This is a genomic window from Billgrantia kenyensis (assembly GCF_013697085.1).
GTDB classification, from domain to species: Bacteria; Pseudomonadota; Gammaproteobacteria; order Pseudomonadales; family Halomonadaceae; genus Halomonas; species Halomonas kenyensis.
The window spans coordinates 470,781-491,720 of record NZ_JACEFT010000001.1 but is presented as its reverse complement, the minus strand read 5'-3'; the positions used below and the strand labels follow the sequence as shown (position 1 = coordinate 491,720).

General features: G+C 63.8%; 20 protein-coding genes. All 20 read left to right on the top strand.

Annotated elements, in window-relative coordinates:
* Window positions 1–44: 44 nt before the first annotated feature.
* The 20 genes from H1D44_RS02185 (at window position 45) to H1D44_RS02090 (ending at window position 20,938) form a co-directional block, all read left to right on the top strand.
* Window positions 45–1,742, top strand: coding sequence for an ATP-binding protein (locus H1D44_RS02185; protein ID WP_181513195.1), 1,698 nt, complete (start codon window positions 45–47; stop codon window positions 1,740–1,742).
* A gap of 18 nt (window positions 1,743–1,760) precedes the next feature.
* On the top strand, window positions 1,761–2,507 hold the full coding sequence (locus tag H1D44_RS02180) for a response regulator (protein ID WP_422671644.1): 747 nt from the start codon (window positions 1,761–1,763) through the stop codon (window positions 2,505–2,507).
* Window positions 2,508–2,680: 173 nt separating this feature from the next.
* Window positions 2,681–3,682 carry a Bug family tripartite tricarboxylate transporter substrate binding protein gene (locus tag H1D44_RS02175; protein ID WP_181513194.1) on the top strand — a complete coding sequence of 334 codons (1,002 nt, stop codon included), beginning with the start codon at window positions 2,681–2,683 and terminating at the stop codon, window positions 3,680–3,682.
* Between the two features lie 117 nt (window positions 3,683–3,799).
* Complete coding sequence (locus H1D44_RS02170) at window positions 3,800–4,282, top strand: tripartite tricarboxylate transporter TctB family protein (protein ID WP_181513193.1); 483 nt, start codon at window positions 3,800–3,802, stop codon at window positions 4,280–4,282.
* Window positions 4,283–4,301: 19 nt separating this feature from the next.
* Window positions 4,302–5,792, top strand: coding sequence for a tripartite tricarboxylate transporter permease (locus H1D44_RS02165; RefSeq protein WP_181513192.1), 1,491 nt, complete (start codon window positions 4,302–4,304; stop codon window positions 5,790–5,792).
* Between the two features lie 351 nt (window positions 5,793–6,143).
* Window positions 6,144–7,490 carry an urea ABC transporter substrate-binding protein gene (gene urtA, locus H1D44_RS02160; RefSeq protein ID WP_181513284.1) on the top strand — a complete coding sequence of 449 codons (1,347 nt, stop codon included), beginning with the start codon at window positions 6,144–6,146 and terminating at the stop codon, window positions 7,488–7,490.
* A gap of 169 nt (window positions 7,491–7,659) precedes the next feature.
* Complete coding sequence (gene urtB / locus H1D44_RS02155) at window positions 7,660–9,261, top strand: urea ABC transporter permease subunit UrtB (protein ID WP_181513191.1); 1,602 nt, start codon at window positions 7,660–7,662, stop codon at window positions 9,259–9,261.
* 3 nt (window positions 9,262–9,264) lie between these two features.
* Complete coding sequence (gene urtC / locus H1D44_RS02150) at window positions 9,265–10,407, top strand: urea ABC transporter permease subunit UrtC (protein WP_181513190.1); 1,143 nt, start codon at window positions 9,265–9,267, stop codon at window positions 10,405–10,407.
* A complete protein-coding gene (urtD, locus tag H1D44_RS02145; RefSeq protein WP_181513189.1) occupies window positions 10,404–11,243 on the top strand; it encodes an urea ABC transporter ATP-binding protein UrtD in 840 nt (279 codons plus the stop codon). Before urtC ends, urtD begins: the two co-directional genes overlap by 4 nt.
* Window positions 11,243–11,941, top strand: a complete 699-nt coding sequence (gene urtE / locus H1D44_RS02140) for an urea ABC transporter ATP-binding subunit UrtE (protein ID WP_181513188.1) — start codon at window positions 11,243–11,245, stop codon at window positions 11,939–11,941. The genes urtD and urtE overlap by 1 nt, the downstream gene beginning before the upstream one ends.
* 218 nt (window positions 11,942–12,159) lie before the next feature.
* Window positions 12,160–13,053 carry an urease accessory protein UreD gene (locus tag H1D44_RS02135; protein WP_181513187.1) on the top strand — a complete coding sequence of 298 codons (894 nt, stop codon included), beginning with the start codon at window positions 12,160–12,162 and terminating at the stop codon, window positions 13,051–13,053.
* Window positions 13,054–13,070: 17 nt separating this feature from the next.
* Complete coding sequence (locus tag H1D44_RS02130; protein ID WP_181513186.1) at window positions 13,071–13,373, top strand: urease subunit gamma; 303 nt, start codon at window positions 13,071–13,073, stop codon at window positions 13,371–13,373.
* A 70-nt stretch (window positions 13,374–13,443) separates the two neighbouring features.
* A complete protein-coding gene (locus H1D44_RS02125; protein ID WP_181513185.1) occupies window positions 13,444–13,764 on the top strand; it encodes an urease subunit beta in 321 nt (106 codons plus the stop codon).
* Entirely contained in the window at window positions 13,761–15,476 is a 1,716-nt protein-coding gene (gene ureC / locus H1D44_RS02120) for an urease subunit alpha (protein ID WP_181513184.1), read from the top strand. Before H1D44_RS02125 ends, ureC begins: the two co-directional genes overlap by 4 nt.
* 223 nt (window positions 15,477–15,699) lie before the next feature.
* Window positions 15,700–16,227: an urease accessory protein UreE gene (gene ureE, locus H1D44_RS02115; RefSeq protein ID WP_181513183.1), complete on the top strand. Its 528-nt coding sequence runs from the start codon at window positions 15,700–15,702 to the stop codon at window positions 16,225–16,227.
* Window positions 16,205–16,936 (top strand): urease accessory protein UreF, encoded by a 732-nt coding sequence (locus H1D44_RS02110; RefSeq protein WP_238984352.1) that lies wholly within the window; start codon window positions 16,205–16,207, stop codon window positions 16,934–16,936. Before ureE ends, H1D44_RS02110 begins: the two co-directional genes overlap by 23 nt.
* 276 nt (window positions 16,937–17,212) lie before the next feature.
* Window positions 17,213–17,851 carry an urease accessory protein UreG gene (ureG, locus tag H1D44_RS02105; protein WP_181513182.1) on the top strand — a complete coding sequence of 213 codons (639 nt, stop codon included), beginning with the start codon at window positions 17,213–17,215 and terminating at the stop codon, window positions 17,849–17,851.
* 43 nt (window positions 17,852–17,894) lie between these two features.
* Window positions 17,895–18,497 (top strand): HupE/UreJ family protein, encoded by a 603-nt coding sequence (locus H1D44_RS02100; RefSeq protein ID WP_181513181.1) that lies wholly within the window; start codon window positions 17,895–17,897, stop codon window positions 18,495–18,497.
* Between the two features lie 144 nt (window positions 18,498–18,641).
* Entirely contained in the window at window positions 18,642–18,866 is a 225-nt protein-coding gene (locus H1D44_RS02095; RefSeq protein WP_181513180.1) for a LapA family protein, read from the top strand.
* Complete coding sequence (locus H1D44_RS02090; protein ID WP_181513179.1) at window positions 18,863–20,938, top strand: sensor histidine kinase; 2,076 nt, start codon at window positions 18,863–18,865, stop codon at window positions 20,936–20,938. The genes H1D44_RS02095 and H1D44_RS02090 overlap by 4 nt, the downstream gene beginning before the upstream one ends.
* The last annotated feature ends 2 nt before the right edge of the window (window positions 20,939–20,940 follow it).

Sequence of the window (20,940 nt, the reverse complement as noted above, 5' to 3'; positions counted from 1 at the left end):
GACTCATGCGACAATGACACTTTCGCTTACAGCGAGAGCCAGTCATGTCTTCCCCGCGCAGCGAATCCATTGCCGATCTCCAGCGCCTGCGCCGCGGTCGTCCGCGGCGTGGCTGGCTGACGCGCAGTTTTCGCCTGCAGGTAATGCTACTGGTGGGCGTGCTGCTGGCCGGCATGCTGCTGGCCCAGGGCGCCTATCTCAATCACCGCAAGGGTGAGATCGTAAGTCAGCAGATGGGGGAGCGCGCGCTGGCCGTAGCGCTCAGCGTGGCGAGCATTCCCGAACTGATAGCTGCCTTCGACGACCCCGATCCCAGTGCCACCATCCAGCCCATTGCCGAGCGCATTCGCCGTGAGACCGGCGCCCGTTACGTGGTGGTGGGTAATACCGACAGTCTACGCTACTCCCACCCGCTGCCTGAGCGCCTGGGCAAGCGGATGGTGGGCGGCGACAACGATCGTGCGCTGTTGCACGGCGAGTCCTATGTCTCGGAGGCCACCGGCTCGTTGGGTGAGGCGATGCGTGGCAAGACGCCGGTGTTCGACGCCGAGGGCAACATCATCGGGATCGTGTCGGTGGGCTTCATGCTGGACCGCGTGGCCATGGACGTGACCGAGCACACCAGCCTGGGGTGGTGGCTCGTGGCACTGATGATCGTGTTGGGGTTCGCCGGGGCGTACCTGCTTTCTCGCCACCTCAAGAAGGTGATTCTCGGCCTGGAGCCCTACGAAATCGCGCGGCTGGCGATGGAGAAGGAAGCGATCCTGCAATCCATTCACGAGGGGATCCTGGCCGTCAACCGTGAAGGGCAGATCACCTTGGTCAACCAGCAGGCGCGGCGGTTTCTCGGCCTGCCGCCTGCAGAGCGCGTGCTGGGGCAGCCGATTCAGCAAGTGGTGCCTAATTCGCGCTTGTCGGAGGTGCTCGAGCGCGGCGAGCGTCAGTTCGACCAGGAGATGTGGCTGGGCGATCATCCGGTGGTGGTCAATCGTGTGCCGATCCTGGATGGTGGCGAGATCGAGGGGGCGGTGTCGACGTTTCGCAGTCGTCGCGAGATCGTCGATCTGTCCAATGCGCTCAGCGCAGCCAGTCGGGACGTGGACATGCTGCGTGCCCAGGCACATGAGTACTCCAATAAGCTCTATACCATTTCGGGAATGCTGCAGCTCGATCGCATCGACGATGCCCTGGCCCTGATCCACCAGGAGAACGCACGCCAGCAGGAGCAGATGAGCTTCCTGATGCAACATGTCGCCGATCCTGTCATCAGCGGCACGCTGCTTGGCAAGATGACGCGGGCGCGAGAGCTGTGCGTGGCGCTCGAGATTGACGAGCACAGTTCGCTCTCCTCACCGCTGACCGTCACCGGCCAGGAGGTGATGATGACGGTCATCGGCAATCTGCTGGACAATGCCTGTCATGCCGCTCAACAACGCGGCAACGACGGACAGGTGCGACTGTTCTTCACCGACCTGGGTGAGCAGCTGCTGATCGAGGTAGAGGATAACGGTCCGGGTGTCGCAGCCGAGCATGTCGAGGCGATCTTCGATGAGGGCTTTTCCACCAAGCCGGGCAAGCACCGCGGCCTCGGCCTGGCGCTGGTCAGTCGTCTTTGCCGCGAGCATGGCGGGGCCATCACCCTGGAGGAGAGCGAGCTGGGCGGTGCCTGCTTCACGGCAGTATTGGACCGCTCATTGTGTCGTACGTCCCAGCCGGTCGAAGCCGGCAGCCCATTATCATAACAACAGCATGGGGGAGAAATGCGCTCAGCAGGCCTGAAGCCTGAAGAATACGGAATCCTGATCGTCGAGGACGACTTTCGCATCGCCGAGATCCACCGCGCCTTCATCGAGCAGAGCGAGGGTTTCGCCGTGGTGGGCATGGCCCGCAATGGGGCCGAGGCGCGTGACCTGATGGCTCGACATGGCAGCGCCGTCCACCTGGTGCTGCTGGATGCCTACCTTCCGGATGTCGAGGGGCTGGAGTTACTGTGGGCATTGCGTCATGACTATCTGCATGTCGATATCGTCATGGTGACGGCGGCGAGGGAGGTCGACACCATTTCCGAGGCATTGCGCGGTGGTATTTTCGACTATCTCATCAAGCCTGTGGAAGCGACGCGCATGACTCAGATGCTGGCCAGTTTCCGGCGCGAGCGCGAGGCGCTGGCGGCGCGTAGCGAGATGAGCCAGGAGGAGCTCGACCGCGTGCTGGCCCGTCTGCGCCCGGAAGGCACAACGAGTGCCAGTGTCCGTAGCCTGCCCAAGGGTATCGATCGGCTGACGTTGCGTACCGTAGTGGCGGCGCTGGAGAGCGCGGCACAGCCGCTGGCAGCCATGGACGTTGCCCGCGCCATGGGGGCCAGCCGCTCCACGGCCAGGCGCTATCTGGAATTTCTGGTGTCGGTGCAGGTGGTTGGAGCCGAACTGGGCTACGGTGATGTAGGGAGACCTGAAAGACGTTACCGCCTCGTAGGTGATGCGGCGGCCTGGTGCGAAGAGTGCTGAGTCGGGCGCGAACACTGCGGTAAGCCGTGAGCAAAATGAACAAAATGCGCAAAACGAACAATTTATCGTTTATGCGCATAAACTTGCCGCTTCGTATCCGGCTCTTCTAACGTTCTCCCTGTACGCGGGCGTGAGACCCGCCATCACAACAAAATCCTCTCCAGGAGAACGCCATGACTGCCAAGCAACACCTCACCCGTTTCAGCGCCATCGTGCTGCCGCTTGCCGCGGTGGTGGGCATGAGCACGGCCGCCCAGGCCGACGAGTGGGCTCCAACGCGTAACATCGAATTCATCGCCCCGGCCAACCCCGGTGGCGGCTGGGACACGCTGGTGCGCACCACCTCTCGTGTCATCCAGGAAGAAGGCCTGGCCGAGCGCAGCTTCGGTGCCATCAACGTGCCGGGCGGCGGCGGAGCGGTGGCCTGGGCTCAGATCGCTCGTGACAGCGGCAATCCCCACAAGCTGTTCGCCACCAGCCCGCCGATCATCCTGGTGCCTCTGGCCGGCGCGTCCCGCTACGATCATACCGACTTCACCCCCATCGCCAGGCTGATCACCGACTACTCCATCGTCCTGGTGCGCGACGACTCACCTTTTGAGGATTTGCCATCGCTGATCGAAGCCATGGAGGAGAACCCCCAGCTCAGCGTCGGCGGCGGTAGCGCTCCCGGGTCCATGGACCATATCTCCATGGCTGGCCTGGCAGCGGCGGCGGGGCTTGACGCGGCAGCGGTCAACTACATTCCCTTCTCCGGCGGCGGCGAAGCCATGACCAGCCTGATGGGTGGACATGTGGAGGCGGTGATCACCGGCGCCGGGGAGGCCTCGGGTCAGCTCGGCGAAGGCAGCGAGCTGCGCGCCCTGGGCGTCTCGGCACCGGAGCGCCTTGGCGGTGCCCTGGCAGACGTTCCGACTTATCAGGAGCAGGATATCGATTACACCTTCGATATCTGGCGCGGCGTGATGGGAACCCCCGACATGCCTGCCGAAGCGGTGGCCTACTACGAAGATCTGTTCGCCCAGATGCTCGAAACCGACGGCTGGGAGCAGGCTCGCGAGCAGCTGGGCTGGATCGACGCCTATCAGGACAGCGAAGAGTTTGGCGCCTTCCTCGATGAGCAGAAGGAGGAGTTCAGCACCATCCTGGGCGACCTCGGCCTGTTGGGCGAATAACCCCTCTCGCCACTTCCTGTCACTTCCCGGGTCCGGGCTTCGCTTAGCGAAGCCCGGACATACTCGAACGCCAAACTGGGGCGCTGCCCGCTCGGCGGTGGCCCGGGACCGACTCCCATGACGCGACTCAACTCCAACCAGGTCATTGCACTCTTGCTTGCAGTGGTGTCGGTGGGCTATCTGGCCATGGCCTGGCAGATTCCCGCCTTTCCGCTGCCACGTCCGATCGACTCCGATCTGTTCCCAAAGGTATTGGGCTTCATGCTGCTGGGGCTTTCGGTACTGCTGTTCCTGGAGAAACCCCAGGCCCAGGACGTCCCCGAGGAACTCGATCCTGAGGAACAGCAGCTGCCGCTTCTGCTGCGGCCATGGACCCGCGTGGTGATCACCGCGCTGGCGCTTGCGGCATATGCCTTGTTGCTGGTGCCGGTCGGCTTCGTGCTGACATCGGTCGCCCTGGTGTTCGGACTGGCAGCCTACTACGGCTACCGGCGCCACTGGATCAACTTCGCCACGGCGCTGGGCGTGGTGCTGGGGCTCTATCTGACCATGACACGCATCATGGGCGTTTACCTACCCACCGGCGTGCTGCCGATCTGACTGGCCGGAGGGCGAGCCCATGGAAGCTTTCAACAATCTGATGTACGGCTTCGGCATTGCGCTGGAGCCGATCAACATTCTTTACGTCTTCGCCGGGGTTTTTGCCGGTACCGTCATCGGCATGCTGCCGGGGCTGGGGCCGATCAGCGCGCTGGCCTTGATGATCCCGTTGACCTTCGGCATGGAGCCGTCGTCGGGCCTGATCCTGATGGCGGGGGTCTATTACGGTGCCATCTTCGGTGGGTCGACCTCGTCGATCCTGCTCAACGCCCCTGGGGTTGCCGGAACCGTAGCGACCTCCTTCGATGGCTATCCGCTGGCCAAGCAGGGCCAGGCCGGCAAGGCCTTGGCGATTGCCGCCTATGCCTCCTTCATCGGCGGCACCGTGTCGATCATCTTCCTCATGCTGGTGGCTCCGCTGCTGGGGCGGGTGGCGGTGAGCTTCGGTCCCGCAGAGTATTTCTCGCTGATGGTGCTGGGCCTGACCGCGGTGGTCTCGCTCTCCGACAAGTCGCTGGTCAAGGGGCTGATTGCCGCCGTGGTGGGGGTAATGATCTCGATCATGGGCATCGACCTGCAGACCGGCACCGAGCGTTTCACCTTTGGTACCGCACACCTGCTCGATGGCATCGAATTCCTTGTTGTCGCGCTGGGGATCTTTGCCCTGGCCGAGGTGTTCTACATGCTGCTGAAGGGTGGCGGAGGCAAGGAGCAGCCGCGTAACGCCATTGGCTCGCTCAAGCTGTCCAAGCAGGAAATCAGGCAGATCGCACCGCCTGTGGGGCGTAGCTCGATCCTGGGTTTCTTTACCGGCGTGCTGCCTGGCGCCGGTGCCACCATTGGTTCCTTCCTCGGCTACAGCATGGAGAAGCGCCTGGCCAAGGATGGTGACACCTTCGGCAAGGGCAATATCAAGGGCGTGGCGGCGCCGGAGTCGGCCAATAACGCCGCCTGTACCGGCTCATTCGTGCCGCTGCTGACCCTGGGCGTGCCCGGCTCCGGCTCTACCGCAGTGCTGCTTGGTGCACTGCTGGTGATGGGCGTGTCGCCCGGCCCGGCGATGCTGGTGGATCGTCCCGATGTGTTCTGGGGCGTGGTGGCCAGCATGTACCTGGGTAACATCTTCCTGCTGGTACTCAACCTGCCGCTGATTCCGCTTATCGCCAAGATCCTCGATCTGCCGCGGCCGCTGCTGCTGGCGTTGATCCTGATCTTCTGCATGATCGGGGTGTACGGCATGAGCTTCAGTGTCTTCGACCTGCTGCTGCTGCTTGGCTTCGGCCTGCTGGGGCTTGGCATGCGCCTGTTCGGTTTCCCGGCGGCTCCGCTGATTCTTGCGCTGATTCTTGGCGATATCATGGAGGAGTCCATGCGTCGGGCGTTGCAGATCTCCGGTGGTGACTGGTCGATCTTCATCGACAAGCCGATATCCATGTGGCTGCTCATCATCGCGGCGTTGTCGCTGGTGTTGCCGCTGGCCAAGAAAGTGATGGTGAAGGCCCGCGGCTGAGCTGATCCAACAGCAACCCGGCAGCAGGGGCGTCGAGAAATCGGCGCCCCTGCTGCGTTTGGTGGGGATGGTGCACTGATCTGGTGCGAGGCAAGGGTGCAGGTGGATCATCGTGTCGCAGGAGAGCACTCGGTTGCTGCACGCGAAAGGTGCACAGAGGGTGCTATGAACTGACGGGTGGGGGCACATGCTTTTGTTTTCAGGAGATTTACACATGGATTGAACCAAGTGGCGCAGGCCTTGCAAAGCCATCTTGCCTAGCAACGTTCGGTCACTGTCGACCGTGCGCCACAACAAGTTCCTCCCACAGGAGGGCGCAAGGAGGTTTGCGTGAACGCTTCCCGTCGCAACATGTCTTTCCCGCTTCGCACCAGGTCTTTGCCGTTTCGCTCCGTGGCTGCCTCGCTGCTGTCGGCAGTCGCTCTGAGTGCTGCCGGCCAGGCGCTCGCCGAGGAGGATCCCATCAAGGTGGGCATCCTGCACTCGCTTTCCGGCACCATGGCCATCAGTGAATCGACGCTTAAAGACACCGTGGAAATGCTCATCGCCCAGCAGAACGAGCAGGGCGGCCTGCTTGGTCGCCAGCTCGAGGCGGTGGTCGTCGACCCGGCCTCCAACTGGCCGCTGTTCGCCGAGCGTGCGCGCGAACTGCTCGAGCAACACGAAGTGGATGTGGTCTTCGGCAACTGGACTTCGGTGTCGCGCAAGGCGGTGCTGCCCGTGTTCGAGGAGCTCAACGGCCTGCTGTTCTATCCGGTTCAGTATGAGGGCGAGGAGTCTTCCGAGAATGTCTTCTACACGGGTGCCGCGCCCAACCAGCAGGCGATTCCCGCAGTGGAGTACCTGATCAATGAGATGGGCATCGAGCGCTTCGCGCTGCTCGGTACCGACTACGTCTATCCGCGCACCACCAACCGCATCCTCGAGGCCTTCCTGAAGGAGGAGCACGGCATCGCCGACGAGGACATCATGATCAACTACACGCCGTTCGGCCACTCCGACTGGCAGAACATCGTTGCTGAGGTGCGCCGCTTCGGCAGCGAGGGCAAGCCCACCGCGGTGGTCTCGACCATCAATGGTGACGCCAACGTGCCGTTCTACCGTGAGCTGGGCAACCAGGGCGTGGACGCCGGGGACATCCCGGTCATCGCTTTCTCGGTGGGCGAGCAGGAGCTGACCGGTATCGATACCGCGCCGCTGGTTGGCCATCTGGCAGCCTGGAACTACTTCATGAGCGTCGATACCGATGCCAACTACGACTTCATCGACGCCTGGATCGACTGGACCGGCGACGAGGAGGCGGTGACCAACGACCCGATGGAGGCCCACTACATCGGCTTCAACATGTGGGCCGAGGCGGTGCGCAAGGCCGGCACCACCGACCCCGATGCGATCAAGGACGCCATTATCGGCGTGGTGGTGCCCAACCTCAGTGGAAGCTATGCGGCAATGATGCCCAACCACCACATCACCAAGCCGGTGTTGATCGGCGAGGTTCAGGACAACGGCCAGTTCGACATCGTGTGGCAGACGCCCTCTACGGTTGCCGGCGATGCCTGGTCCGAGTTCCTGCCGGGCTCCCGCGACCTGATGGCCGACTGGCAGGCGCCCATGCGCTGCGGCAACTTCAACGTCGCCACCGGTCGTTGCGGCGGCAGCACGGCGGCTGAAGAGGCCGAAGCTGCACTCGCCGAGTAAGCCCCCATCCCCCGCTGCCGCGGCGGCGGGGGAGCACGCCTTCTCTACCGATTCGAGGAACGCTCCGATGAGATATTCTCCCATGCCCGGGCCAGCGACGGCCAGGGCGAGGGCCGGCTGCGCAGCCGCCAGGGATGAACGAGCCTCCCAGCCTCGAGCCTTCTGGCCGATGCGAATCCTGCTGGCTCTCGCGCTGGTGCTCGGGTTCATCATGACGCCCCCCGCCTTGGCGCAGGACACCGAGCCAACCGACGATGCCGCCGCTATGACGCTGCTTGAGGCGCTGGATGTCGACAGCTTCCCGGTCAAGGGCGAGGCCATCGACGCCATCGTCCGTAGCGACGATCCCCGTGCGCGTGACTGGCTCCAGGCGCTGCTCGATGGCCGCCTGCAGCGTGCCGACGACGGCCGCTTCGTGGTGGTGCTGGACAATACCGGGCGTGACTGGCCGGTGCAGGATGCCCTCACCGGTGAGTCCCTGGGTGAGATGTCGCGCCGCGACCTGGGACGCATCGGCATCAACAACGCACTGCGCAATCAGCTGCGCAGTGCGATTGCCGTGGTGGACCTCTATTCTCCTGACCTACAGCTACGGCGGGCCTCGGCCGAGCGCCTGCTGGGCGAGGTCGACGGTGACCTGGCCGGGCCGCTGGCCGAGGTCATCGAGGAAGAGACAGACGCGCGCGTGCGCGGGCGGTTGACCCAGGCCCTTGCCATCTACCGCCTGGAGCAAGGCGAGCTCGAGGCGATCGATGACCTGCACGGCAGCCTGCACTCCCGCGTACGAGTGGCTCTCAACCGTGCCGCCAACGCCGATGACCCGCTCATTGCCGACGCAGCCCGTGAGGCGCTCAGCGGTATCGAACAGATGCTCAAGGTCAACCGTGCCGCCGAAACGCTCTACTTCGGTCTTTCCCTCGGCTCGGTGCTGGTGCTGGCGGCCATCGGTCTGGCCATTACCTTCGGCGTGATGGGGGTGATCAACATGGCCCATGGCGAGCTGATCATGCTGGGGGCCTACACCACCTGGGCCATGCAACAGCTGCTGCCCGGTCAGCCCGGGCTGGCGCTTATCCTGGCCATCCCCGCCGGCTTCATGGTGTCGGCACTGGCGGGTATCGCCATCGAGCGCGGGGTCATCCAGTTCCTGAAAGGGCGCCCGCTGGAGACGCTCCTGGCCACCTTCGGCATCAGCCTGATCTTGCAGCAGCTGGTGCGTACCGGCATCTCGCCGCTCAACCGCACCGTGATCACGCCGGAGTGGATGAGCGGCTCCATCGCCGTCAACGACGCCTTGTCACTCACCCTCAACCGCATGTACGTGCTTGGCTTCGCCCTGGTGGTGTTCGCCTTGCTGATGCTGGTCATGCGTCGCACCCGGCTGGGGCTGGAGGTGCGGGCAGTGACCCAGAATCGCACCATGGCGCGTTCCATGGGTATCCGGGCTACCCGGGTGGATATCCTCACCTTTGCCCTGGGCTCCGGGGTGGCAGGGCTTGCCGGCGTGGCGCTCAGCCAGCTGACCAACGTGGGGCCCAACCTGGGGCAGAACTACATCATCGACTCCTTCATGGTGGTGGTATTCGGTGGCGTGGGCAACCTGTGGGGCACCCTGGTGGCGGGTCTCTCGCTGGGCGTGATCAACCAGGTGCTGGAACCCTGGGCAGGGGCCGTGATGGCCAAGATCATCGTGCTGGTGTTCATCATCCTGTTCATTCAAAAGCGCCCCCGCGGACTCTTTCCGCAGAAGGGCCGGGCGGCGGAGGGCTGATCCATGGATTCTTCTCGACTCTGGCTGCTGCGCCCCTTTGGCGAGCGCTCGACGCTGATCTTTCTCGGCGTGCTGCTGGCGGCCATGACGTTGGTAACGCTGCTGCATGTGGCGCTGGCTCCCGGGCACCCGCTCTATGTCAATGCTTATACCGTTAACTTGTTCGGTAAGTATCTGAGCTACGCGCTGCTGGCGGTGGCAGTGGACTTGGTGTGGGGCTATCTCGGTATTCTCAGCCTGGGCCACGGCGCCTTCTTCGCCCTGGGCGGCTACGCCATGGGCATGTACCTGATGCGCCAGATCGGTGAGCGCGGGGTATACGGCCATCCGGTGCTGCCGGACTTCATGGTCTTCCTCAACTGGGACAGCTTGCCGTGGTACTGGCTCGGCTTCGACATGGCCTGGTTCGCTTTCCTGATGGTGCTGCTGGTGCCGGGGGTGCTGGCACTGGTGTTCGGCTTCCTGGCGTTCCGCTCTCGCGTCACCGGGGTCTATCTCTCGATCATCACCCAGGCACTCACCTTCGCCCTGATGCTGGCCTTTTTCCGCAACGAGATGGGGTTCGGTGGCAGCGACGGCCTGACCGACTTCCGCGAGATCCTGGGTTTCAACCTGCGCAGCAGCGAGACCCGGCTGGGGCTGTTCCTGGCTTCCGGCGTGGCATTGGCGCTGGGATATGTGCTGTGCCGGGCGATCGTCACCAGCAAGCTGGGCCGGGTATGCGTGGCGACACGCGACGCCGAGGCGCGCACGCGTTTTCTCGGCTACCGGGTCGAGCGCTTCCAACTGTTCGTGTTCGTGGTCTCGGCCATGCTGGCGGGGCTGGCCGGAGCGCTATACGTACCCCAGGTGGGGATCATCAATCCGAGCGAGTTCTCGCCGCTGTTCTCTATCGAGATCGTGCTGTGGGTGGCCCTGGGCGGACGTGCAACCCTCTATGGGGCGGTGATCGGGGCGCTGCTGGTCAACTATGCCAAGACCTACTTCACCGGCGCCATGCCGGACGCCTGGCTGTTCGCCTTGGGCGGGCTCTTCGTGGTGGTCACGGTGTTCCTGCCCAAGGGCGTGGCAGGACTGCTGGCGCTGCGACTCAGGCAGCGTCGCGATGACGGCGGCTCGCTCTCGGGCAAGGAGGCATCGGCATGAGCATTCTGCGTTCCCTGGCTCAGCGCGACCGGGTGTTCGACTTTCTGGTCCCGGCGGCATCTCCCGTCGATGTGCGACATGGACCGATCCTCTACCTGGAGGACGTCACGGTCAGCTTCGATGGCTTCAAGGCGATCAATGACTTGAGCCTGACCATCGATGATGGCGAGCTGCGCTGCATCATCGGGCCCAATGGTGCCGGCAAGACCACCATGATGGACATCATCACCGGCAAGACTCGGCCCGACAGTGGGCAGGTGTGGTTCGGCAGCCGGCACGATCTGCTGACCATGAACGAACCGGAGATCGCCAGCCTCGGCATCGGTCGCAAGTTCCAGAAGCCCACGGTGTTCGAAGCGCTCACGGTATTCGAGAACCTGGAGCTGGCGATGGCCGCGGACAAGCGCATCCTGCCCACCCTCACCGCCCGCATGAATGGCGAGATTCGCGATCGCATCGACGAGGTGCTGGAAGTGATCGGCTTGAAGGCGCTGCGTGGCCGTCCGGCGGGCATTCTCTCCCATGGTCAGAAACAGTGGTTGGAGATCGGCATGTTGCTGATGCAGCGGCCGCGGCTGCTGCTGGTGGATGAGCCAGTGGCAGGCATGACCGAGCAGGAGATGGAACGCACCGCTGAACTGCTCACCGGTCTTGCCGGCAAGCAGTCGGTGGTGGTGGTAGAGCACGACATGGGCTTCGTGCGCTCCATTGCGCGCAAGGTCACGGTGCTGCATCAGGGTAGCGTACTGGCGGAGGGCAGCATGGATCAGGTTTCCAGCGACCCTCGGGTGGTCGAGGTCTATCTGGGTGCCGAAGCCGAGGAGGAAACCGTCTGATGCTGACGATCGAGAAGCTCAACCAGTACTATGGCGAAAGCCATACCCTGTGGGACCTGGACCTGATGGTAGCGGCTGGCCAGTGCACCTGCGTGATGGGGCGGAACGGGGTGGGGAAGACGACCTTGCTCAAGGCGATCATGGGTGAGGTCAAGGTCGACTCTGGCAGCATCCGTTATGCCGACGATGTCGAGCTGACCAGGCGGCGAGTGGAGGATCGCTCGCGTCTGGGCATCGGTTACGTTCCCCAGGGGCGACAGATCTTCCCGCTGCTCACCGTCGAGGAGAATCTGCGCACCGGCCTGGCGGCTCGCGGCGATGGTCGGCGCACCATTCCTGAGCGTATCTATGAGCTCTTCCCGGTGCTCGAGGAGATGAGGCATCGCCGGGGCGGGGATCTCTCCGGCGGCCAGCAGCAGCAACTGGCCATCGGCAGGGCGCTCGTCATCGAGCCGCGTTTGCTGATACTCGATGAGCCTGGAGAGGGCATCCAGCCCAACATCGTCACCTTGATTGGCCAGGTGATTCGCAAGCTGATCGAGGAGGATGGGTTGACGGTGCTGCTGGTGGAACAGAAGCTGCCCTTCGCGCGTAGGTACGCGGATCGCTTCGTGATCATGGATCGCGGCAGGCCGGTGGCCAAGGGGGGGATCGCAGAACTCTCCGATGCGTTGATCAAGGCACACCTGACGGTTTAATCGGTCGATCACGCACCATTAATGTGCTGCGGGCGAAAATGGTGCGTTAGGCTGGTGCAAAAGTGCTGATCTGGCGCACCAAAAGGAGTCGGCGGGTCGCGTTTGCGTCGCGCCGATTTTTTATAGGGTATTGTTTATAAAAGTGAGTCAGGGCGATTCACCAAGCTGGTACGGCCCTTGCTGAAGGGTTTGTCAGATATGTATGCCACGAGCCGCCAATGACCGCTTTCGCCACCTCCGCTTTCGCCAAGCCAGCGACGCACTCCGGCCATCGCTTCGATGCCGAGCGTCACTGGGCGGCGTCGCTGACGCTCGGCTTTGACTGCCGCGATGGGTTGACGCGTATGGTCGAGGCGCGTCACCGCGGCCCGCTGCGGGTGCAGCGGCCCTTCTACCCGGAAGGGCGAGATGGCGCCTGCCACGTCTACCTGCTGCACCCGCCCGGCGGGTTGGTCAGCGGCGATGCCTTGAGCATCGCCGCGCGGGTCGAGGCGCAAGCCCACGCGCTGCTGACCACGCCTGCGGCCAACAAGCTCTATCGTGCCGACAGCCACGGCGTGGCCTGGGAACAGCGCACCACCCTGAAGGTATCTCAGCACGGCAGTCTTGAATGGCTGCCCCAGGAAACTATTGCCTTCGATGGTTCGCGGGGTGTGCAGGAGACCCTCATCGATCTCGACGCGGGCGCACGCTGCCTGGGCTGGGAAGTGCTGGCACTGGGGCGGCCGGCGAGCCGGCTGCCCTATGTGTCGGGGCGCATCGATCAGCGCTTTCGGCTGTATCGCGATGGCAAGCCATTGTGGCTGGAGCGCCAACCGCTTGACCCGGCACACCCACGCTTCGCCGGTCGCTGGGGGCAGGGTGGGGCCAGTGTGCAGGCCACCCTGTGGGCCGTGGGCCTCACCAACGAAACCGCAGCCATCGAGGCGCTGCGTGATGCGATAACGGCGAGCCCGCGCTGGGCGGTGACCGTGCGCCATGGCGTGCTGCTGCTGCGTTACCTGGGCCATGAGCGCAACGAAGCCTGGAAGATCTGCCGGCAGGCCTGGGCCTGCCTGAGGCCGCTGCTGATCGGTGTGCCCGCTCATCCGCCCCGTATCTGGTTCACCTGACTCACCAGGAGAGACGCATGGAACTGACCCCGAGAGACAAGGACAAGCTGCTGCTGTTCTCCGCCGCCCAGCTGGCCGAACGACGCCGGGCCCGCGGTCTCAAGCTCAACTATCCCGAGGCCGTGGCCCTGATCAGCTTCGAGATCATGGAAGGCGCGCGCGACGGGCGCAGCGTGGCCGATTTGATGAGCTACGGCCGCGAGATCCTCGGCCGCGACGATGTGATGGAGGGGGTGGCCGAGATGGTGCACGAGGTGCAGGTCGAAGCCACCTTCCCCGACGGAACCAAGCTCGTCACTGTCCACACACCGATCGTCTAGGGAGTAAGAAAGGCCCTAGTTCGCTCAGTTTTAGCTGTTCAATGACAGTCATAACGTAGAGGGAAGATCAATGATTCCCGGTGAGTACCAATTACAGGACGGCGAGATCGAGCTCTGCGCCGGACGCGAGCGGATCTCCGTTGAGGTGGCCAATACCGGCGACCGGCCGATTCAGGTCGGCTCTCATTATCACTTCGCCGAGACCAACCCGGCGCTGGTCTTCGACCGAGTCAAGGCGCGTGGATTTCGCCTGGACGTGGCGGCGGGTACGGCGATTCGCTTCGAGCCGGGCCAGACCCGTGAAGTCACGCTGATCCCCTTTGCCGGCAGCCGCCACATTTACGGCTTTCGCGGTGACGTGATGGGCAAGCTGGATGGAGGTGACGCATGAGCACGCCTAGCAAGATCAGCCGGCAGGCCTATGCCGACATGTACGGCCCCACCGTGGGCGACAGGGTGCGCCTGGGCGATACCGAGCTGTGGATCGAGGTGGAGCGCGATGCCACCCACTACGGCGAGGAGGTGAAGTTCGGCGGCGGCAAGGTGATCCGCGACGGCATGGGCCAGAGCCAGCGCGCCGATGCCACGGTGATGGACACCGTGATCACCAACGCCCTGATCCTCGACTGGTGGGGTATCGTCAAGGCCGATGTGGGCATCCAGGCGGGCCGTATCGCGGCCATCGGCAAGGCGGGCAACCCCGATACCCAGCCCGACGTGGAAATCGTTATCGGCCCCGGCACCGAGGTGATCGCCGGCGAGGGCAAGATCCTCACTGCCGGCGGTATCGACGCGCACATCCATTTCATCTGCCCACAGCAGGTGGAAGAGGCGCTGATAAGCGGTATCACCACCATGCTGGGTGGCGGCACCGGTCCTGCCACCGGTAGCAATGCCACCACCTGCACGCCGGGCGCCTGGCACATCGGCAGGATGCTGCAGGCGGTGGACGAGCTGCCGATGAATATCGGTCTGCTCGGCAAGGGCAACGCCAGCCTGCCCGAGGCGCTCGAGGCGCAGATCGAGGCCGGGGTGATCGGCCTCAAGCTGCACGAGGACTGGGGCACCACGCCTGCTTCCATCGACAATTGCCTGAGTGTGGCCGAAAGGTACGATGTGCAGATTGCCATTCATACCGACACGCTCAACGAGTCGGGCTTCGTCGAGGACACCCTGGCCGCCTTCAAGGAGCGCGGCATCCACACCTATCACACCGAGGGCGCCGGGGGCGGCCATGCGCCGGACATCCTGATTGCCTGTTCCAAGCCCTACGTGCTGCCGTCGTCGACCAACCCGACGCGGCCCTACACGATCAATACCATCGACGAACACCTCGACATGCTGATGGTGTGCCACCACCTCGACCCGAACATTCCTGAGGACGTGGCCTTCGCCGATTCGCGCATTCGTCGCGAGACCATCGCCGCCGAGGATATCCTGCAGGACATGGGGGTGATCTCGATGATCGCCTCGGATTCCCAGGCCATGGGCCGGGTGGGGGAGGTAGTGTGTCGCACCTGGCAGACCGCGCACAAGATGAAGGTGCAGCGCGGCCTGCTGCCGGAGGACGAGGCGCTGGGCGCCGACAATTTCCGCGCCCGGCGCTACGTGGCCAAGTACACCATCAACCCCGCGATCACCCACGGTATCGCTCATGAGGTGGGTTCCATCGAGGTGGGCAAGCTGGCCGACCTGGTGCTGTGGAGCCCGGCCTTCTTCGGCGTCAAGCCGGCGCTGATCCTCAAGGCGGGCATGATCGCAGCGGCGCCCATGGGCGACCCCAATGCCTCGATTCCCACGCCGCAGCCGGTTCACTACCGGCCCATGTTCGGTGCCTTTGGCCGTGCGGCGAGCCAGAGCCGCGTGAGCTTCGTCAGTCAGTCAGCGCTGGACGCCGGCATCGGGGAGCGGCTGGGGCTAGCGAGCCCGTTGGTGGCGTGCAAGAACGTGCGCGGGGTGCGCAAGAGCGACATGAAGCTCAACGACGCCTGCCCCGAGCTCAGCGTCGATCCGCAGACCTACGAGGTGCGCTGCGATGGCGAGCTGCTGACCTGCGAACCGGCTACCGAGCTGCCCTTGGCGCAGCGCTACCACCTGTTTTGAAGCATGACGACATCGCCTAGCCAGCTTGTCATCGCGAAACCTCACGTGACCGCTGACACCACGGGCGAAGCGACGCGGTCGATCTTCATGGATGAAGATCGAGGAAAGCCGGCACAGGGATGTGCCGTCTTTCCGACCGCGGGAGCTCGCACATGGTGTCAGGGTTTCGGTCACGTGGCGTTGAGCGAGGGCAAGGCTGGCGGCGAGCGAAGAGGCAATAGCGATGCTGAAACTGATCGAACGCCTGGGACCCATCGAAGGGCGCCAGGCCAGCGACACCCTCACGCTGCCCTATGAGCTGCGCATCCGTGGTCGGCTCAAAGCGGTGAGCGACTCCGGTCGTGAGCTGGGGCTGTTCCTCGACCGTGGCCCAGTGTTACGCCATGGCGAGGGGCTGCGAGCCGAGACTGGCGAGATCGTGCGGGTCAGGGCCGCCGACGAGCCGGTGGTGACCGCTCGGGTCGAAGCGGGCTTGCCCCTGGCGCGGCTCGCCTACCACCTGGGCAATCGCCACGTGCAACTGGCCCTGGGCGAGGACTGGCGAGGTGGTTACGTGCGCTTCCCGCCGGATCACGTGCTGGAAGAGCTGGCCGAACTGCTGGGAGCGAGTCTGGAGCGGCACGAGGCGCCTTTCGACCCCGAGCCGGGTGCCTACAACCAGCTCGGCCATTCACACGCTCATGGTCATGAGCACGACCAAAACCAAGACCATGACCACGAGCACAGCCATGAGCATCACCATGCCCACTGAGCCGGCTCCATCGCCAGTGGGTTCGGATAACGACCTGGCGCTGCTGGGGCTGTTGCAGCTGGTCAGCCCGGCCTTGCCGATCGGGGCCTTTGCCTTTTCCCAGGGGCTCGAGAGCGCTTTCGAGCTGGGCTGGGTAGATGACGAAGAGAGCCTCGGCGAGTGGCTGGAAGGCGTGCTCGATGACGGCTTGACCCGCTGCGAGCTGCCGGTACTGGCGCGCCTGCAGCAGGCCTGGTCAGAGCAGGACGCCGAGGCGATAGCGCAGTGGGATGGCTGGCTTGCCGCCAACCGCGAAACTGCAGAGCTGGCCGCCGAGGACTCGCGGCTGGGTGCTTCGCTGACGCGGCTGTTGGGCAGCCTGGGGCTGTTGCCCGCTGAGTTGCCGAATGGGACTCCCGCTCTGCCGACCGGGGCAGGTTACGTGACGATGTTTGCCTGGACCGCCCAGGTGCGCGGGGTGATGCCGCGCCAGGCCATGCTCGGTTTCGCCTGGGCCTGGCTCGAGAACCAACTGGCGGTGGCCTGCAAGGCGCTGCCGCTGGGGCACACCGCCGCCCAGCGCCTGGTCGAGCGGCTGCGCCCGACGCTGGTCGCTGCGGTGGATCAAGCCCTCGCGCTCGGTGACGACGAACTTGGCCCGGCGCTGCCCGGGCTGGCTTTGGCCAGCGCTTTGCACGAAACGCAGTACTCGAGGCTGTTTCGGAGTTGATTGCTATGAACCGTGGCGTCAGGTGAATGGGTACATGACACACCGGGGGCATGGGGGAGCGCTGGCGAATCCACCTCGCGCGGCCGCTGGCATGACGGCCGAAGCGAAGCGGTCGATCTTCAGGGAAGAAGATCGAGGAAAGCCGGCACAGGGATGTGCCGTCTTTCCGACCGCTGAGACCGGCCGCCGGGCCAGGGTTTCGGTCGCGTGGTGTGGTGAGTCGGCGTCTCCCATGTCCAGGCGCGCTGCATTCGAGAATGAACGAGGAGTAACGACATGACACATTGCCTACGCGTCGGCGTCGGTGGCCCGGTCGGGTCCGGCAAGACGGCCCTGCTCAAGCAGCTGTGCCTGGCGCTGCGCGACCACTACGACATTGCCGTGGTGACCAACGACATCTACACCCGTGAGGATGCCGACTTCCTGCTGCGCCACGAGGCGTTGCCGGCCGACCGCATTCTCGGCGTGGAGACCGGCGGCTGCCCGCACACGGCGATCCGCGAGGATGCCTCGATGAACCTCGCCGCCATCGACGATCTTCAAGCGCGGCATCCCGGTCTCGAACTGGTGCTGGTGGAGTCCGGCGGTGACAACCTCTCGGCCACCTTCAGCCCCGAGCTCTCCGACCTGACCCTTTATGTGATCGACGTCTCAGCAGGCGACAAGATTCCGCGCAAGGGCGGCCCCGGCATCACCAAGTCGGATCTGCTGATCATCAACAAGATCGACATCGCCGAGCAGGTTCACGCCTCGCTGGAAGTGATGGAGCGTGATTCGAAGAAGATGCGCGGCGAGCGCCCGTTCGTCTTCACCAATCTCTACGACGGCGTCGGCCTCGAGGAGATCATCCGGTTCATTATCGATCGCGGCATGCTGCCGGAGCGTCGGCCTGAGGCCCAGCCGGCCAGCGCTTGACGAAAATTATACAGAGCTACCAAAGGGCAAGGAGATCGTACCCATGAACGCCAACTTTTTTACACCCTCACGTCTGGCCTTGCTTGCAGCGCCAGCACTGCTGCTCTTCACCACCCTGGCCGGGGCGCATCCAGGACATGACCACTCTCATGATGGCGGCTTCGCCGCCGGCCTGGCCCACCCGTTTCTGGGGCTAGACCACTTGCTGGCGATGCTGGCGGTGGGCCTGTGGAGCCTGCGCCAGAGCCGTGCTTTCAGTCTCGCTGCGCCGGCGCTGGCGGCGGGCGGCATGTTGCTGGGGGCGGGGCTGGCCTGGGCCGGCATGGCATTGCCGGGCGTGGAATTCGGCATCGCCATGTCGGTACTGCTGGCAGGGGTGTTGATTGCTGCGCTGGTGAAGGTGCCCACGCCGGTGGGCGCCGGCGTGGTGGTGCTGTTCATGCTGTTCCACGGCCATGCCCACGGCAGCGAGATGCCCCATGGTGTTTCCACCCTGGCGTATCTGGCTGGCTTCACCCTGGCGACCGTGGCCATCACCTATGCGGGGCGTGCAGCGGGTTCGTTCCTGATAGCGCGTGAGAACCGTATCCTGCGGGCGCTGGGCGTTGCGATCGCCGCTGCCGGGGCGCTGTTCGCCATCGGTTGAACCGTCACCCGCTATCGTTGCGCCCGGGTTGAACCGTCACCCGCTATCGTTGCGCCCGGCCTGGCCGGGCGCAACGTATTGGCAAAATTGACAGAAATCGCTCCGCCGCCCAGCTTTAAGGAGATGCTTGGGAAAGGAGAGTGCATGGATACGCTACTGCTGGCGATCAAGATCGTCATCACGCTTCTGGTCGTGATTCTCTTTGCGCAGAACATCGTTCTGGTCGAGGTGCGCTTCCTGGCTTGGGGCGCGCGCATGCCGCTGGCACTCTTGCTGCTGGCGATCTACGTACTGGGCATGGTCAGCGGAAAATCCCTGTTCCACCTGCTGGGTCGGCTTCGCAAGGATCGCAGGCGACCTACGAGATGAGTCCGGTGGTCAAGCGACTCTCTGCCGTTGCCCTGCATCGTCTTGCCTCACTGCTTGCCTTCGTGCTGCTGATCGTGCTCGCTCTCCAGGCGGGGCGGGTCCAGCAGGCGCTGCTTGAGGTCAATGAAACGGTAGATGACGGCCTGGCACTGATCTCGGCCATCCAGGATCTCCAGGTGAGTCTGCTCGAAGTGGAAACCGGTGAGCGTGGCTTCGTCATTACTGGTCGTAGCGATTACCTGATTCCCTATCGAAACGCGCTCGAACGCCTTGACGCCGAGCGCAGCGACCTGGTCGATCGACTGGAATCCGGCGGGCGGATGCCCAATGAGCAATTGTCCAGCTTAACGACATTGATCGATCAGCGAGTGAGCATTGCCGATAGCAATATCGAAGTACGTGAAAGCGATGGGCTCGAGGCTGCAGCGCTACGGCTACTGGCTGCAGGTGGCCGTCAGACCATGGTTCGCATACGCGACATACTCGACCCGCTGAAGAGCAGAGAGCGTGAGTTACTGGCTTTTCAGAACGATCGTGCTGCCGAGCAGGCTGCTCGCGCCCGTCAGGTGGCAATCATCGGCGTTGCATTCGTGGTGGTTCTCTTCGTGGCAGCTTATGGCGCCTTGAACCGTGTGCTCGCCATTCGTCGTCAACTGCTCGAAGATGCGGAACATCGTGAGGCGCGGCTGCAGGCACTTCTGCATACCGTACCGGACGAACTGTACGTCATCGATGCCGAGCGAGGCATTCATCGTCTGGTGGGCGAGGCGCCGGTGACCGACCCCTTTGCCTGCGAGCTGCATGAGCGCCTGGGCGAAAGCGGTAGCGATGGATTGCTGCACAGTTTTGTCTGGCACGATCCCGACGATACCGAATACGAGGTTCGCATGCTTCCCACCCGGGACGGTGAGCATCTGGTCATCGCTCGGGATATTACCGACCGGCTTCGTAGCCGCCGGCGGCTGCGCGATCAACAGATGTATTTGCGTCGGGTGGTGGATGCAGACGAGAACCTGATCTTCTCGTGCGATGCTGATGGACGCTTCCTGCTTTGCAACCAGTCCTTCGCCGGTTTTTTCGGGTTGCAGCCGAGCGAGGTGGAGGGGCGCCGGGTGTCCGAGCTGGATCAGGCGCCGCTGCTTCGCCCTCTGAGTGTAGGTGACAGCGAGCTGCTTGCCGGACGCGATGAGCTGCGCGTACCGGAGCTGAAGATTCTCGACAGTGAGGGCAACGAACGTTGGCTGCAGATGCTCAAACGCCCCTTGACCTTGTCCGATGGCAGCCAACACCTGCTGACGGTGGCTGTCGACATTACGCAGCGGCGCGAGATGGAGCGCATGAAAGCGGAGTTCATCGCCACCGTCAGCCATGAGCTGCGCACACCTCTGACCGCTGTCAAGGGGGCACTGGGCATGCTGCAGCAGGGCTACGGTGGCAAGCTGCCCGATGATGCCCGAACCCTGGTCCAAGTGGCCGAGAAGAACGGCCAGCGTCTGGTACACCTCATCGATGACATCCTCGCTATCGAAAAGCTCGAGGCCGGTCAGCTCGAGGTACGGCTGCAGCGCGTCGAGCTGACTGCGTTGGTTGAGCAGGCGCTGATCGACAACAAACCCTATGCCGACGGTTTTGGCGTGACGTTGGAGTTGCAGCGTGCTGAAAACCAAGCTCAGGCGGCGCTGGACCCGCATCGCTTCGCCCAGGTGCTTGCCAACCTGATCTCCAACGCCTGTAAACACTCACCGTCAGGTGCTGTCGTCATGGTTGTCATCAGGTCGGTGACAAATGCCGCTGCTGACTGGTGGGAGGTAGCGGTGCGTGACGCGGGGGAGGGCATACCGCTGGAGTTTCAGCCGCGTGTCTTCGAACGCTTTGCTCAGGCCGACAGTTCCGATCGGCGTCGTATCGGCGGCACCGGGCTCGGGCTGTCGATCACTCGTGGCTTGGTTCATGCCATGAACGGCGAGATCGACTTCAACTCGGTACCCGGGGACGGCAGCGAGTTTAGAGTGCGTTTTCCCGCCCTGGCGGGACCCGGAGGACATGCAAATCAAGAACAAGAGGGTGGGTAAGG